General features: G+C 68.4%; 12 protein-coding genes. 5 read left to right on the forward strand and 7 right to left on the reverse strand.

Features of this window, described 5'->3' with window-relative positions:
- The first annotated feature begins 8 nt into the window (after nt 1-8).
- Entirely contained in the window at nt 9-500 is a 492-nt protein-coding gene (locus ACZYZ7_RS18655; RefSeq protein ID WP_450070232.1) for a DUF2231 domain-containing protein, read from the forward strand.
- Here ACZYZ7_RS18655 and ACZYZ7_RS18660 read toward each other — a convergent pair.
- Nucleotides 497-3,808 carry a UvrD-helicase domain-containing protein gene (locus tag ACZYZ7_RS18660; RefSeq protein WP_450070233.1) on the reverse strand — a complete coding sequence of 1,104 codons (3,312 nt, stop codon included), beginning with the start codon at nt 3,806-3,808 and terminating at the stop codon, nt 497-499. The two genes, ACZYZ7_RS18655 and ACZYZ7_RS18660, sit on opposite strands and share 4 nt — an antisense overlap.
- Nucleotides 3,805-6,951 carry an ATP-dependent helicase gene (locus tag ACZYZ7_RS18665; RefSeq protein ID WP_450070234.1) on the reverse strand — a complete coding sequence of 1,049 codons (3,147 nt, stop codon included), beginning with the start codon at nt 6,949-6,951 and terminating at the stop codon, nt 3,805-3,807. The genes ACZYZ7_RS18660 and ACZYZ7_RS18665 overlap by 4 nt, the downstream gene beginning before the upstream one ends.
- A 121-nt stretch (nt 6,952-7,072) precedes the next feature.
- Between ACZYZ7_RS18665 and ACZYZ7_RS18670 the strand changes: the two genes are divergently transcribed.
- Nucleotides 7,073-7,846: an alpha/beta hydrolase gene (locus ACZYZ7_RS18670; protein WP_450070235.1), complete on the forward strand. Its 774-nt coding sequence runs from the start codon at nt 7,073-7,075 to the stop codon at nt 7,844-7,846.
- A 1-nt stretch (nt 7,847) separates the two neighbouring features.
- A complete protein-coding gene (locus tag ACZYZ7_RS18675; protein ID WP_135453290.1) occupies nt 7,848-8,144 on the forward strand; it encodes an MGMT family protein in 297 nt (98 codons plus the stop codon).
- 15 nt (nt 8,145-8,159) lie between these two features.
- Here ACZYZ7_RS18675 and ACZYZ7_RS18680 read toward each other — a convergent pair whose 3' ends face one another.
- The 3 genes from ACZYZ7_RS18680 to ACZYZ7_RS18690 form a co-directional block, all read right to left on the reverse strand.
- Nucleotides 8,160-9,014 carry a TIGR02569 family protein gene (locus tag ACZYZ7_RS18680; RefSeq protein WP_135453289.1) on the reverse strand — a complete coding sequence of 285 codons (855 nt, stop codon included), beginning with the start codon at nt 9,012-9,014 and terminating at the stop codon, nt 8,160-8,162.
- Between the two features lie 36 nt (nt 9,015-9,050).
- Nucleotides 9,051-10,229, reverse strand: a complete 1,179-nt coding sequence (gene moeZ / locus ACZYZ7_RS18685) for an adenylyltransferase/sulfurtransferase MoeZ (RefSeq protein WP_135459924.1) — start codon at nt 10,227-10,229, stop codon at nt 9,051-9,053.
- Between the two features lie 185 nt (nt 10,230-10,414).
- On the reverse strand, nt 10,415-11,452 hold the full coding sequence (locus ACZYZ7_RS18690; protein ID WP_135453288.1) for a DUF3152 domain-containing protein: 1,038 nt from the start codon (nt 11,450-11,452) through the stop codon (nt 10,415-10,417).
- 200 nt (nt 11,453-11,652) lie between these two features.
- Here ACZYZ7_RS18690 and ACZYZ7_RS18695 point away from each other — a divergent pair, with 200 nt between their 5' ends.
- A complete protein-coding gene (locus ACZYZ7_RS18695; RefSeq protein WP_135453287.1) occupies nt 11,653-12,309 on the forward strand; it encodes a TetR/AcrR family transcriptional regulator in 657 nt (218 codons plus the stop codon).
- A gap of 2 nt (nt 12,310-12,311) precedes the next feature.
- On the opposite strand, the gene ACZYZ7_RS18700 is transcribed toward ACZYZ7_RS18695, so the two are convergent.
- Nucleotides 12,312-12,551: a DUF3107 domain-containing protein gene (locus tag ACZYZ7_RS18700; protein WP_135453286.1), complete on the reverse strand. Its 240-nt coding sequence runs from the start codon at nt 12,549-12,551 to the stop codon at nt 12,312-12,314.
- A 230-nt stretch (nt 12,552-12,781) separates the two neighbouring features.
- On the opposite strand from ACZYZ7_RS18700, the gene ACZYZ7_RS18705 reads away from it, so the two are divergent.
- Nucleotides 12,782-13,537: a hypothetical protein gene (locus ACZYZ7_RS18705; protein ID WP_450070236.1), complete on the forward strand. Its 756-nt coding sequence runs from the start codon at nt 12,782-12,784 to the stop codon at nt 13,535-13,537.
- Nucleotides 13,538-13,576: 39 nt separating this feature from the next.
- Here ACZYZ7_RS18705 and ACZYZ7_RS18710 read toward each other — a convergent pair whose 3' ends face one another.
- Complete coding sequence (locus ACZYZ7_RS18710; RefSeq protein ID WP_135453284.1) at nt 13,577-14,275, reverse strand: ferritin-like fold-containing protein; 699 nt, start codon at nt 14,273-14,275, stop codon at nt 13,577-13,579.
- Nucleotides 14,276-14,540 lie beyond the last annotated feature (265 nt).

Genomic DNA, 14,540 nt, shown 5'->3' on the forward strand with positions numbered 1-14,540 from the left:
GGAGTCCCGTGACCGTCGTCAACGGCCTGCCTGCCCACGTTCTGCTCGTCCACGCTCTGGTGGTACTCGTGCCGCTGACCGCGGCACTGGAGATGCTCTGTGCGCTGTGGCCCTCCGCCCGCCGAGGCCATCTGTTGTGGCTGACACTCATCCTGGCCGTCGTGACAACGGTTTTGACGCCGCTCACGACGTACGCCGGCGAATGGCTCTACGACCTGCGACCCGCTCACGATGCCGTGCTGGAAGAGCACGCCGAGCGCGGCGACACCATGATCTACTTCTCGCTCGCCCTACTGGTCGTCGCACTGGCCTTGGTGGCACTGCATTTCGCCGAACGGCGCGACAGCAGCCGGCGGCTGATCTACAACGGCGTTGTCGCGGTGGTCGCCGTCCTGGTGGGCGCGGCCTCGATCATTCAGATCTACCGCGTCGGTGATCTCGGAGCACGGGCCGTCTGGGGATCCGAAATCGCGAACCTGACGTCTGCCGGCGACGGCTAGGACTCCTGCGCCAGGTCCGCGGAGGCGGTCGTGGGGTCGGTCAGCAATGCGACGAGTTCATCCTCCCCGGGCAACGATTCGGGGCTGACGGTCTGCCCCGACCGCACGTAGTGGAACGCGGCACGCACCGACTCCGGTGGACACCCCCGAAGAGACGCCCAGGCCAGCCGGTACACCGCGAGCTGAACCGCCGCCTGCGCCAGCGCTTCCGGCGTAGCCGGAGGCTCGCCGGTCTTCCAGTCCACCACGGTCGTGGTGCCGTCCTCCTGCGCGAACACCGCATCGATGCGGCCACGCACGACGGTGGTCCGCGTCCGTCCGATCGCCATGTCGAACGGCACCTCCACCTCGATCGGGGTGCGCGCGGCCCATGGCGACATGACGAACGCATCCTGCAGCTCGGACAGTTCGGCGGCATTGGCACGGCCGCTGTCACTGTCCACCGCGCCGGGCAGATCGTCGAGGTCGAACAACCGCTCGGAGTGGAAGAACCGCTGCACCCACTCGTGGAATGCGGTGCCCAACAGGGCATGCGGATCCGGACGCTGCGGCAGCCTCCGGTGCAGACGCTGCAACGCGGCCTGCCGATCACGGCTGAGTTCGACCAGTGTGCTGACCGACAATTGGCCGGGCAGTTCGACCGGGGTGACCCGCGGTGCACGATCGCGTTCGGCCAGTAGGGCATCGACGTCGGCGGCCCAGCCCTCCTCGTCGGCGGCGTCGCCTTCTTGCGCGCTGCCTTCTCGGGCACCGTCGCCCGCCAGCGCCTGTGCCACCAGCTGCGCGCCCCGGTCGACATCAGAAGCCCTGGCCGGAACCGCCGGCCAGATCGCCTCGACAGCCTTGTCCCGCAATGGGTTTACCTCACCGGCCGGCGGATCGAGCGCCCATTGCTCGATCTCCCCACAGGGATGGCCCTGTGCGGCGGCATCCTCGACGATCTCCTTGATCTCACACAGGAATTCCGACGGCCCGCGGGGCTTGCTCTCGGTGGCACCCCAATGATGCCCGGAGATGAGCAAGGTGTCCTCGGACCGGGTGATCGCGACGTAGAGCAGCCGGCGCTCCTCGTCGACGCGACGCTGCTCCAAGCTGCGCTTGTGATCGGAGATCTTGTCCGACAAGATCTTCCGGTCGTTGATGTCGGAGGTATCCAACACCGGAACACCCAGCTCCGATTCGGTCGCGCGGTCGCCGCGCAGCAACGGAGGTAGATCCGACGGATCCGTGAGCCAGGTGCGCGCCGAGGCAGTCGACGGGAACACCCGGCCACTCAGGTGCGGAACCGCCACCACCTGCCATTCCAACCCCTTGGCGGCGTGCACGGTGAGGATCTGCACCCGGTCGTGCGAGACCGTCAATTCGGCAGGGGCCAGCCCATTCTCCACGTCGGCCGCCACGTCCAGGTAGGCCAGCAGTGCGAGCACCGATCCGCCCGGACGCCCGGCGAAGTCGGCCACGATATCGCAGAACGTGTCGAGATTCTCGGTCCCCGTCCAGCCCGCGGCAACCGGGCGGGCGGCACGCGCCTCGGCATCCAGGCCGGCGACGCGCCGCACCTCGGCCACCAGCTCGGGCAGCGGGTGGCTCAAATGCGCACGCAGCATGGTCAGCTCGCGCCCGAGGGCCTCGATCCGCTGATAGCCGGCCGGCGAATAGTGTTCGGCGGCACCAGGATCGCAGATCGCGTCGGCCAGGCAAGCCGCATCGGCATCCGGGGCGGCCTGTGCCACGATCTCGGCGGGGCTGGGCTCCCCCACTGACCGGTCGTCCAGTTCCCTGGCACGCCGCCACAACGCGGCGATGTCCCGGGCGCCGAACCGCCATCGCGGTCCGGTCAGCACCCGCATCACCGCCGACCCCGCGGCGGGATCGGCCACCAGCCGCAGCATCGCGACCAGATCGGCCACCTCGGGCACGGCCAGTAGTCCGGCCACCCCGACCACCTCGACCGGCACACCGCGCGTGCTCAGCGCCTCGGCCATCGGCGCGGCATCGGCGTTGCGCCGCACCAGCACCGCGGCGGTCGGCGTGGCCGCCCCCTGGGCCACCGCGCCGTGATACATCCGGGCCAGATGGTCTGCCACCCAATCACGTTCGGTCTCGACATCGGACAACAGCGCACACCGGATGGTGCCCGGCTCGGCGTCAGGCCGGGGCCGCAGCTCGTGCACCGTCACCGAGCGGCGGCGCGCCTCGGCCGACACCGCGTTGGCCAGATGCAGGGCGCTCGGCGGGTTGCGCCAGCTGGTCTGCAGTTCCAGCGTGGGGGCCGGCGTGCCGTCGGCGAGCGGAAAGTCCGTGGTGAACCGGGGCAGGTTCGTCGCCGAGGCGCCCCGCCAACCGTAGATCGACTGGATTGGATCACCCACCGCGGTGAGTGCCAGGCCCTCGTCGACGCCGCCGCCGAACAGCGAGGACAACGCCACCCGTTGCGCATGCCCGGTGTCCTGGTACTCGTCGAGGAGTACCACCCGGAAACGTTGGCGCAGTTGCTCACCGACCTGAGGGAATCTCGACGCGAGCCGCGCCGCCGCGGACATCTGCATCCCGAAGTCCATCACCTTGTCGGCACGCATCCGCTGGTGCAGCGCATCGATCAACGGCACCAGTTCGGTGCGCTCGGTCTGGGTGGCCAGCATTTTCAGCAGCCACTGGCTGGGTCCACGGTCACGTTGATATGGACCGGCGGGCAAGGTGAGCACCAGGCGCTCCAACTCCACATGGGTGTCGCGCAGCTGGTCGGTGTCCACCAGATGCTCGGCGAGCGCACCGGCCAGGCGCAGCACCATGTCCGTGACGGCGGCCGGAGTCTTCTCGATCGCCAGCTCCCCCGGGTGTGCACAGACCACGTCGAAAGCCAACTGCCACAGCTCCGTTTCGCTGAGCAGCCGGGTGTCCGGCTCGACCGGGAGCAGCAGCCCGTGCTCACGCAGCAGCGTGCCGGCGAACGCGTGATAGGTGCTGACCGTGGCGACCTCGTCGGCGCCACCGGCGACCGGAGCCAGACCGGCACCGGCGAGCCTGGCCAGCCGGGTGCGGACCCGGCGCAGCAACTGGCCGGCGGCCTTACGTGTGAAGGTCAGCCCCAGCACCTGCGATGGCGTGGCATAGCCGTTGGCCACCAGCCAGACCACCCGGGCCGCCATGGTCTCGGTCTTACCGGCGCCCGCCCCGGCGATCACCACAACAGGCCCGGGCGGCGCGGCGATCACCGCGGCCTGCTCCTCGGTCGGCGGGAACAGGCCCAGCGCGGTGGACAACTCGGCCGGGCTGTACCGCACGCCGGCCGGGGCGGTTTCCGTCATGACCGGTCCCCGACGGCCTGGGCCGGGCACGATGTACGCACCGGGCAGTTCGCGCAACCATCGTTGACCCGGGCCGCGAACTGCGGCCCGGCCGTGGCAGCAGCGGCGGTGCTGACAGTGCCCAACCAGTCGGCACGAGTGTCGGGTGTCATCGGATCCTGTTCGCGTTCGGTGGCGCCGGCCGCCCCCGCCTTGCCCAGGTATACCAACCGTCCCCCGCCCGGCTCATCACCGTGGGGCAACAACCCCGCGGCCACCGCGAGCTGATAGGTGGCCAACTGGGCGTGCTTCTGCGCGTCGTCCTTGGTGACCGGGCTCTTGCCCGTCTTGAGGTCGACGACGACGAGCCGATCCGCCTGGTCGCGCTCGAGGCGGTCCAGCCGGCCCCGTACCTGAACGCCCGGCCCATCAGGTCCCGGTTCGATGATCACGCCATCGACGTCGATCTCGGTGGCTACCTCGGTCAACTGGCCCCGGGAGTCCGCGCGCCAGCGGGTGAAGGTCTCCAGCATCTCCCGGTGCCGCGACAGCTCATTGTCCGAATACCACTTCGCCTCGAAAGGCAGATCTTCCCAGACCTTCTCCAGGTCGTTGATCAGCTGGCTCTCGGTCTTGCCGGAGTCGGAGACGAGCGCATGCAACAGCGACCCGACCGTCGAGCGCACATCGCGCCCGTCGCTGCCGCCGTGCCGCTCCAGCAGCCACCGCAGCGGGCAGTCGGTGAGCATCTGCAGCGTCGACGGCGACAGCTTCACCACGTGTTCGGGATCCGACCACAGCGGATCCTCGGTGGACAGTGCGGTCATGGTGTGCCACTGCGACGGGTCGGCCCCGGGCACCCCTGCGGCGGCCAGCCTGGCCAATTGAGTTGCCGCACAAGACCGAGACTCGTCATCGACGGCACCTTCGGGCGCGCACACGACGGCCCGCAGCCGACCGACCACCGCCGAGGGCAGCAGCACCCGCGGCGCGGCCAATGGCGGCAGCGGCACGGATTCAGTTGCCACCTCGGCCAGTTCGGCACAGAACGGCGAGGGCAGCAGCGATTCGTCGCCACCATCGCTGTCGACCGCGGTCACCAACAGCCGCGTCCGGGCCCGGCCCATGGCGGCCATCAACAACCGACGCTCCTCGGCCAGCAGCGGTGCCCGGGTCGATACCGCACGGTCGTCCGGAGCGGCCACCCCGTCGAGCACATCCACCAGATTCTGCGTACCCAGGATGCCGCCACGAGGAACAGTGTTGGGCCACAACCCTTCCTGCACCCCGGCGATCACCACGAAATCCCATTCGCGACCGAGCGCGGCGTGCGCGCTGAGCACCGCCACCGCCTCGGTCTGCGGGCTCGCATCCGATGCCGACATCGACGTGCCCAGGGTCGTCACGTGGTCCACGAGCCCCCGCAGCGACGCCCCCGCCGTGCGGCTCACATATTGGTCGGCCACATCGAACACCGCCGTCACCGCGTCCAGGTCCCGATCGGCCTGCGCCCCGATGGTGCCGCCCCGCTCACTGGCCGCCAGCCAGCGCGGCTGCAACCGGCAGGCGTTCCAGGCCTGCCACAGGGTGTAGCGCGGATCGGAACCGTCACGCTCGCTGCGGCGGGCGGCGGCCAGCACCGACCGAAGCCGACGCAGCGGCTTGGCGTGTTCGGCCGACAGCCCAGCCGGCTCTGCATCGATCGCTGCGACCAGAAGGTCGGTGAAATCCCGTGGCGGCGTGGAGCCGTCGGCACGGCGCAGCGCCCGGCGCAACTGCCGCAAGGTCACCGGGTCGACCCGGCCGATCGGGCCGGTGAGCAGGCTGATCGCGCTGTCACCGTCCAGGTGCCTGGTCGCCGTCACCTCCAACACGGTGAGCAGGGCGGCGACCGCGGGCTGCTGCGCGAGCCCCAGATCAGGGCCCGCGGCCTGCACAGGCACGCCGGCGCCGCTCAGTGCCCGCGCCAGCGCCGCCCCCACCCGCGGAATCGAGCGCACGACCACAGCCATCTCGGACCACGGCACCCCGTCCACCAGATGGGCGCGCCGCAGGGCATCGGCGATGAACGCGTTCTCGGCGTGCGGCGTGGCCGCCATCCGCAGGGTCACTTCGCCCTGTCCGTGCTCCGGGTTGCCCTCCAGCACGCGGCCGGGCCCGACTCCTGGCAGCCGGCGCGCGATACCCGAGATCGCCGATGCCACGGCGGGGGCGCAGCGGTGCGACCGGGTGAGGGTGAGGGCCGGGGCGTCCTCGTCGCCGTGATCGCGCAACAACGCCGGATCGGCGCCGCGGTAACCGAACACCGCCTGATCGGGATCGCCGGCGATGACCGTCAGCCCCGCCCGGGCAGCCAACACCCGGACCAACAGGGCGGCCTGCGGGTCGAGGTGCTGTGCATCGTCGACCAGCAGCAGGCTGATCCGCGCGCGCTCGCCGGCCAGCAGGTCGGCGTCGGTCCCGAGCGCGTCCAACGCCGCCCCGACGAGTTCGGCCGCCCCCAGTGCCGGCACCGTGGCCTGAGGTGCGGCCATACCGACCGCCGACCGCAAAAGCATGATCTGCTCATAGGCCTGCGCAAACCGGCCCGCCGCCAACCATTCCGGGCGTCCCGCCGAGCGGCCCAGCCGCTGCAGGGCACGCGGATCCACACCGCGCTCGGTGCAGCGGGCCAGCAGATCACGCAGCTCGGTGGCGAAACCCGCGGTGCTCAGCGCGGGCCACAGCTGCTCGGGCCAGCCCACGGGTGAATCGGCACCGTCCTCCAGGTCGCCGGCCAGCAACTCGCGGATGATGCCGTCCTGCTCGGCGGTGGTGATCAGCCGCGGCGGCGGATCACCGTTGCGCTGGGCCGCCAGCCGCAGCAGCGCGAAGGCATAGGAGTGCACGGTGCGCACCAGAGGTTCGCGAACCACGCCATGGGTGCCCGCCCCGAGCAGTCGCGCGGTGATGGCGGCCCTGGCCTCCGAGCGCAACCGGGCCGAACCGGTCAACAACAACACCGACTCGGGATCGGTGCCCGAGGCGATGTGCTCGACCGCAGTGCCGATCAACAGCGAGCTCTTGCCGGTGCCCGCACCGCCAAGCACCCGCACCACACCGCTGCGCCCCGGTGCCAGCAGCTCGGTGCCGGTCAGGGCGGGCTGGACGTGTTGTGCGGTCATGAGGGGAATGACACCAGAAGGGACCGACAAGTAGCGGAGCGGATTGGAGCGAATAGCCCGCAAGTAGCGGAGCGGATTGGAGCGAATAGCCCGCAAGTAGCTGCTCTGGCAGCATGAACGGATGTCAGCCGAGAAGTTGCACGTCTACCGCTACGGCCCCGACCAGCCCCCGAAGCTGTTGCTGATCCACGGGTTGACCGGACATGGTGAACGCTGGAAGACACTGGCCGAGCAGCACCTGCCCGAGCTGGCGGTGCTCGCTCCCGATCTGCTCGGGCATGGCCGCACATCGTGGGCCGCCCCGTGGACGCTCGATGCCAACGTCGAGGCCCTGGCCTCGCTGCTGGATGGCCCGACTCTGGTCGCCGGGCATTCGTTCGGCGGTGCGGTGGCCCTCAATCTCGCTGCCGCACATCCGGATCTGGTCAGTGGGCTGGTTCTGTTGGACCCCGCGGTGGAACTCGACGGCGAATGGATGCGTGAGATCGCCGACAGCATGATGGCCTCGCCCGACTATCCCGACCGCGCCGAGGCGCGCGCCGAGAAAGCGAACGGTTCGTGGGGCGAGGTGGCACCGGAGGAGTTGGACCGTGACCTCGACGAGCACCTCGTCGAACTGCCCGGCGGCCGCTTCGGGTGGCGGATCAGCATCCCGGCGATGATGTCCTACTGGAGCGAGCTGGCCCGCCCGGTTGCCCTGCCGGGCAAGGGCACTCCCACGGTTCTGGTCCGCGCCACCCGCACCAGCCCGCCGTACGCCCGTGACGGTCTCATCAGCGCGCTGAGTGCGCATCTCGGCCCGGATTTCACGCTGCTGGATTGGGATTGCGACCACATGGTGGCCCAGGCCAAACCCGCCGAGACCGCGAAGTTGATCCTCGAGCAACTGGGCTGACATGGCTGCCGTCACCGAGGAACAGGTGGAGACCGTGCGGGCGCTGGTCTCCGCGATCCCGTCCGGCAAGGTGTCGACCTATGGCGACATCGCCGATGCCGCAGACCTTTCCAGCCCACGGATCGTCGCCTGGATCATGCGGACCGATTCTTCGGACCTGCCCTGGCACCGGGTGATCACGGCATCGGGTCGGCCCGCCCCGCACCTGGCCACCCGCCAGCTGGAACGGCTCCGCGCCGAGGGGGTGCTGGCCGTCGACGGGCGGGTGCGGCTGGCCGAGTACCGGCACCAGTTCTGACCGCGAGCAGGTGAGCTAGAGGATCAGCCGAACGAGCGAGGCGGTGCGCGCCAGGCCCGGGAACGCGGCCGCGGTGGATCGCGGGTGCAGCGCGTGCACGGCCAGCCGGAACATCAACGCCCGCAACAACATCTGCGGCCATTCCGGCAGGGAGCCCCACCGCTCGATCAAGCCGTCATCGGCGTCGCCCCAGGACAGCGCGTCGACCACCACCACACCGGCAGCCCATGGCGCCGGGCGCCAGTACGGGGTGATATCCGTGATCCCCGGCGCCGCCGTTCCGGCGAAAAGCACTGTGCCGTAAAGGTCACCGTGAACCAGTTGGCTCGCGCTCCTGGTCGGTCTGCGAAGGCCGGCCAACTGATTGATCAGCTCCACGGAGCGTTGGCCGTCCGACGAGCCGGGCGACACCCTGGCGCCGGGCGGCAATGAGTGCAGCGGCCGGTCCTCCCAGGCCGCCCGGTCAGCGGCGATGAACACGTCGACATCGGCCCACGGCGCAACCGGCGGCTGGGTGAGGAAGCGTGGCCGTTCCAGCTTCGCGGTGGCCTCGTGTAATCGCACTGCCGCCGAGACCACCTCGTCGTGACGGGGTTCGGGCGTGCCGGCGACGAAGGTGTCAGCCCGCCACCCGGCCACCACATAACGGCCGTCCGTCGAACGGACCGGGCGGGCAAGCCGCACCCCGTCGATGAACAGCGATTCACGCACCTTGGCCGACCACGCCGCACGGGCGTGCTCGGGCACCATCGACATCACCACTTCGCCGCAGCGCCAGCCACCCTCCCAGCCTTCGCCGAGCGGTACCGGGCGCTCCCCGGACAGGCCGAACGCCGCCAGCACATGTTCCGGCGGCCGTTCCACACTCACAACCTCAGCCTAAGGTGTTGACCGGCAAACCAGCGGTCAGTACATCACCATGTCGGGCTCGAGTTGCTTGGCCCAGGCCACAATTCCGCCCTGCAGATGCAGCGCGTCGGAAAAACCGGCCTTCTTGACGATGGCGAGCACCTCGGCCGAGCGGATCCCGGTCTTGCAGTACAGCACCGGTGTCCGGTCCACCGGGAGTTTGGCCAGCGCATCACCCGACTCGAACGACGGCTTCGGGATGAGCTCGGCACCCTCGATGTGATTGATATCCCACTCGACGGGTTCGCGGACATCGATCAACGCCAACGGTTTCCCGGAGTCGATGAGCTCCTTGAGCTCCAGCGGGGTGACCGTCGAGCCCGCGGCGGCGTCGGTAGCGGCTTCCGAAACGACACCGCAGAAGGCCTCGTAGTCGATGAGCTCGGTGATCTTCGGCGTGGTCGGATCCTTGCGGATCCGGATGGTCCGGTACGACATCTCCAAGGCGTCGTACACCATGAGCCGGCCGAGCAGCGGTTCGCCGATGCCGGTGATGAGCTTGATGGCCTCGGTACCCATGACCGACGCGATCGACGCGCACAGGATGCCCAGCACCCCGCCCTCGGCACACGAGGGCACCATGCCCGGTGGCGGCGGCTCGGGATAGAGGTCGCGGTAGTTGAGGCCCAGACCGTCGGGGGCGTCCTCCCAGAACACCGACACCTGGCCTTCGAACCGGTAGATCGAGCCCCACACGTAGGGCTTGCCGGCCAGCACCGCAGCATCGTTGACCAGGTAGCGGGTGGCGAAGTTGTCGGTGCCGTCCAGGATCAGGTCGTACTGGCTGAACAGCTCCACCGCATTGTCGGGTTCCAGGCGGAACTCATGCAGGTTCACCGTCACCAGCGGGTTGATCTCCAGAACCGAATCCTTGGCGCTCTGCGCCTTGGACCGGCCGATGTCGGACTGACCGTGGATGATCTGCCGCTGCAGGTTGGACTCATCGACCACGTCGAACTCGACGATGCCGATGGTGCCCACCCCGGCGGCGGCCAGGTACAGCAAGGTCGGCGACCCCAGCCCGCCGGCCCCGATCACCAGCACCTTGGCGTTCTTCAGCCGTTTCTGCCCGATCACGCCGACGTCCGGAATGATCAGGTGCCGGCTGTAGCGCGTCACCTCGTCGCGCGTCAGCTCGGCGGCCGGTTCAACCAACGGCGGTAACGACACGTCCAAATTCGCGGACACCGCATGTCTCCTCAGTTTTTTGGGTCACTTCATCGTCCCAGCTGCTCGTACACACAACGGTAATCCGGTGCCGATGCTTCCCGCCGTCCGGCCACCACGACCGCATACATGACGATTCAGCTCCGGCTCACGATGCCGGCACGGCGTCACGAATCCGACCACAGCTCCGATGGTCAGGCGATCGGGTACGGCCAGGGGTTGAATTTGCAGGTCAGTCCGTCGGCCTTGACGGTTTCGGGGTCGAACTTGGCCGCGTCGTCATTCGAGGTGGAGAACGTCTGCTGCATCATGATCGGCGCCAGCTGTCCGTTGGCCTCACATGCCTCGTGCCGCTGATACCCGATGGCGTGACCAACCTCATGGTTGATCAGGTACTGCCGGTAGGAGCCGATGTCCCCTTGGAACGGCACCGCGCCGCGAACCCACCGGGCCTCGTTGACGAACACCCGGGGCTGATGCCCGTCGAAAGACGGGTTGTAGCAGGAGGCCTCCAGCTGGATGTCGTAGCCGCAGCCCTCGCGCACCGTCATCGGCGACGTCAGCGACACCCGGAAATCGGGTTCGATACCACTGGTCTCATCCACCCGGGTGAAGGCGAACAGCCCGTTGTGCGTCCAGCTCTTCGGATTGGCCAGGGTCTCGCTGACCATCCGCGCGAAACCGTCGTCGCCGCCGAAGGAAGTGGTGTCCACACCGTCCTCGACCTCGACGGTGTAGTTGAAGGACTTGGTGGTGCCTTCACCGATCTTGGGCGCGGTGCCCGGCACGACCCGCCAGGTCCGTGTACCGGCCTCGGTGAACTGACCGCCTGCCGGCAGGATCCCGGTGGGCAGGTTCGCGTCGAACTGGGTCAGGCCTTTGGGCGGCGCGCCGATGATCGAGGTGCTGGCCACGTCGATGGTGGGCGGGCCCTGCACCGGGCCCTCCTCTTCCTGGGCGGTGTGCGGCGCGCTGGTGCCGGTGATGGTCTGGTACATCACCACGACGGTCAGCACGACGAGCACCGGCAGCGCATACGCGCGCCAGCCGTAGGTGGATACGAAATGGCCGATCCACGTCTGCTTGCGCCACTGCTGATGGTCGTCCCGATTGGATCTGGCTCGTCCTGAATCAGCGGCAATCGGATCCCGCTGAGCGCGTAGCGGCTCCCGCCACTCGTTGCGCAGCGCCGGGACACGGCCACCCCCGCGACGTCCCGGGTCGTAGGTCACCGGACCAGGATTGCACAGACTCCTGTGGATCGGTTCTCAGCGCAGCTATGCCGTGACCGCGCTGGTGTCATTTCGAAACCCGCGCCCGTTTCGCGACGACCGCGCGACGGAAGTGGCGTCCCACGGTAGTAGTGTCGGTGCGATCAGCGGCTTCGATGAACATGTCCAAGTGCGCCAGAGCAATACAGATTGAGGACCTGATGAGCGATCTCGCCAACACCGCCGAGAGGAGAGGCGACAAGCCTGCGACCACTGGTCGACGCGGCAACCGCCTGCCTCGTGATGAGCGGCGCGGACAGCTGTTGGCGGCCGCCAGCGAGGTATTCGTCGAACGCGGCTACCACGCGGCGGGCATGGATGAGATCGCCGAACGCGCAGGTGTGAGCAAGCCTGTTCTGTATCAACACTTTTCATCGAAGCTCGAGCTGTACCTGGCGGTGCTGCAACGCCACGTGGACAACCTCGTGTCCGGCGTGCGTCAGGCTCTGCGCACCACGACCGACAACCGGCAGCGGTTGCGCGCGGCAGTCGAGGCGTTCTTCGATTTCATCGAGCACGACAGCCAGGGCTACCGGCTGATCTTCGAGAATGACTATGTCAGCGAGCCGCAGGTGGCGGCGCAGGTGAAGGTTGCCACCGAGGCCTGCACCGATGCGGTGTTCGATCTGATCAGCCGCGATTCCGGACTCGAGGCGCACCGCGCCAGGATGATCGCGGTCGGATTGGTGGCCGTCAGCGTCGACTCGGCGCGGTACTGGCTGACCAATGACCGGCCGATCGACCGGAATACGGCCGTGGATGGCACGGTGCAGTTCGCCTGGGGCGGACTGTCACACGTGCCACTCACCCGGTCCTGATCTCAGGCGCTTTCCGCTCCCACACCGAAACCGACCCGGCGCACGTCGGCGGCGCCGATCTCGACATAGGCGATCCGGCTGTTCTGCACCAAAAATCGCCGACCCTTCTCATCGGTCAGCGCCAGCACACCCGAATCCTTGGCGATTGCCTCGGTGACCTGCTGCTCCACCTCGGAGGGTGTCTGCGCGCTGTTGAAGGTCAGCTCGCGCGGGCTGTCCGTGACACCGATTTTGACCTCCACGCTGGACCCTTCTTTCTTTCTCACGTCGTTTGTCGACTTCCCTGAGCAGGCTAGTGGACAGCCGGACCCCACCGCCGCCAGCGGGTGCCGACCGAGCTACGCCGTCCGCGAAACGCAGATACCGAACCGACGCCGGACCGTGACCGACACGCCCCAAGCTCAACCTCATCTGTCACTTCTGCCTCGATAGCATCAGTGCCGACATTGGACGAGACGACTGGGGCAGCCGCATGACCAGGCACTATTCGCCGTATGACACCACCCCGACCGAGCGCTTCGGGGACCACTCGCATGAGCCGGGCGGGTACTCCGACTACACGACGGACTACTCGACCGACGCCGAGTCGGACTACGGCTACGACGCCGACTACGACGACGAGGTCACGTTCTACGAGGACCCCATCGACCGGCGCTGGATCTGGGTGGCCGCCGTGGCCGGCGCCATCCTGCTGATCGCGGTCATCTGCACCGTGGTGATCCTGGGCGGCGGCGACAGCGGGTCGGTGTCGGCCACCCTGACCTCCCCCTCTGCGCAGCCGACACAGACCACCCAGCCCGCGCAGGACGCCACGTCGAAGCCGGTTCCGCCGCGCGCGGCGCCGACCGCTCCGCTGTCACCCGAGACCGTCACCACACTGACGCCGGCACCCAGCGCCACCGCGACACCCGCGCCCGCACCGCCCGCCGCAGCGGAACCGCCCGCGGGTATTGCGACCCCGACCGCCGTCACCTACCGTGTGACCGGCAACCGCCAGCTCATCGACCTGGTGACCATCGTCTACACCGACGAGCAGGGCGCACTGCAGACCGACATCAACGTCGCGTTGCCCTGGGCCAAGACCGTGGTGCTCAACCCGGGTGTCACGCTGAAGTCGGTGACCGCGACGAGCGTCGCCGGGCAGCTCAACTGCTCGATCACCGATGCGTCGGGCGCCGTGCTGGTCGCGCAGGCCAACAACACGATGATCACCACCTGCACGCAGTAGCGGACCGAACCGAGAAGTGCGGACTGGGTCTGGCGGGTACTACGCCAGCCCCAGTTCCTGCATCCGGGACTGGTGGGTGTTCTGCAGCCGGCCGAAGAACTCGGCCAACTGGGTCAGGCCCTCACCGCTGGACATCACCAAGTCGACGAGCTCGTCGTGATCGGCCAGCACGAACTGGGCCTGGGTGACGGCCTCTCCGAGCAGGCGACGCGCCCACAGCGCCAGCCGGTGACGCTGGCGATCGCTGGCCGTCACCGCCGCGCGCACTTCGGCGACCACGAACTGTGAATGCCCGGTTTCGGACAGCACCGCTCGCACCACCGTGGCCACCGCCTCGGGCAGCGCGTCGGTGATCTCCAGGTAGAAGTCCGCGGCGAGCGCATCGCCGATGTAGGTCTTGACCAACGCCTCCAGCCACGTGCTGGGAGTGGTCATCCGGTGGTAGTTCTCCAAGGCGGACGCATATTTCGTCATCGCCGGAACAACGTCAACTCCCCTGTGCTCCAACGCATCCCGCAAGAGCTCGTAATGGCCCATCTCCGCAGCGGCCATACTCGCCATGTTGATCCGGCCGCGCAGGTTCGGCGCCATGCGCGCCTCTTCGGTGAGCCGGTAGAACGCCGCGACCTCACCGTAGGCCAGCACCGCGAACAATTCGTTGACGCCCGGATGGTCCGCCGTCACGCCCGAATCGACCGGTTCGGCGATCTGTTCCGCGGCAGGCTGAGGCGAATTCATGAGGCCAACTCTAGACGCCGCCGGGCCACCGTGATCGGCTGGCAAATCGGCCCAGATCCCGCGACCAGCTACAATGGCATGTGGTAACGGCTTCGAGCCGACAATTTCGGCGCCCGAACCGCTACCAGGAAATGTGCGTGCACGCAGTTGGCCCGCCCCGTGGAGCTGGGCCCAACGGATCGGCAGCGCCGAGGGATACGACCTGTATCCCGGCGAACCCGACCGTTTCACCGTCAAACTCGTGTGCGCTGGATGCCCATGAGGT

This window comes from Mycobacterium sp. IDUB_17, from assembly GCF_055419465.1.

What these genes read in the sequence shown, in the direction of transcription:
- ACZYZ7_RS18660 (WP_450070233.1), bottom strand. Translation starts at nt 3,808, where the DNA reads ATGACGGAAACCGCCCCGGCCGGCGTGCGGTACAGCCCGGCCGAGTTG.
- ACZYZ7_RS18665 (WP_450070234.1), bottom strand. Translation starts at nt 6,951, where the DNA reads ATGACCGCACAACACGTCCAGCCCGCCCTGACCGGCACCGAGCTGCTG.
- ACZYZ7_RS18670 (WP_450070235.1), top strand. Translation starts at nt 7,073, where the DNA reads ATGTCAGCCGAGAAGTTGCACGTCTACCGCTACGGCCCCGACCAGCCC.
- ACZYZ7_RS18675 (WP_135453290.1), top strand. Translation starts at nt 7,848, where the DNA reads ATGGCTGCCGTCACCGAGGAACAGGTGGAGACCGTGCGGGCGCTGGTC.
- ACZYZ7_RS18695 (WP_135453287.1), top strand. Translation starts at nt 11,653, where the DNA reads ATGAGCGATCTCGCCAACACCGCCGAGAGGAGAGGCGACAAGCCTGCG.
- ACZYZ7_RS18705 (WP_450070236.1), top strand. Translation starts at nt 12,782, where the DNA reads ATGACCAGGCACTATTCGCCGTATGACACCACCCCGACCGAGCGCTTC.
- ACZYZ7_RS18710 (WP_135453284.1), bottom strand. Translation starts at nt 14,275, where the DNA reads ATGAATTCGCCTCAGCCTGCCGCGGAACAGATCGCCGAACCGGTCGAT.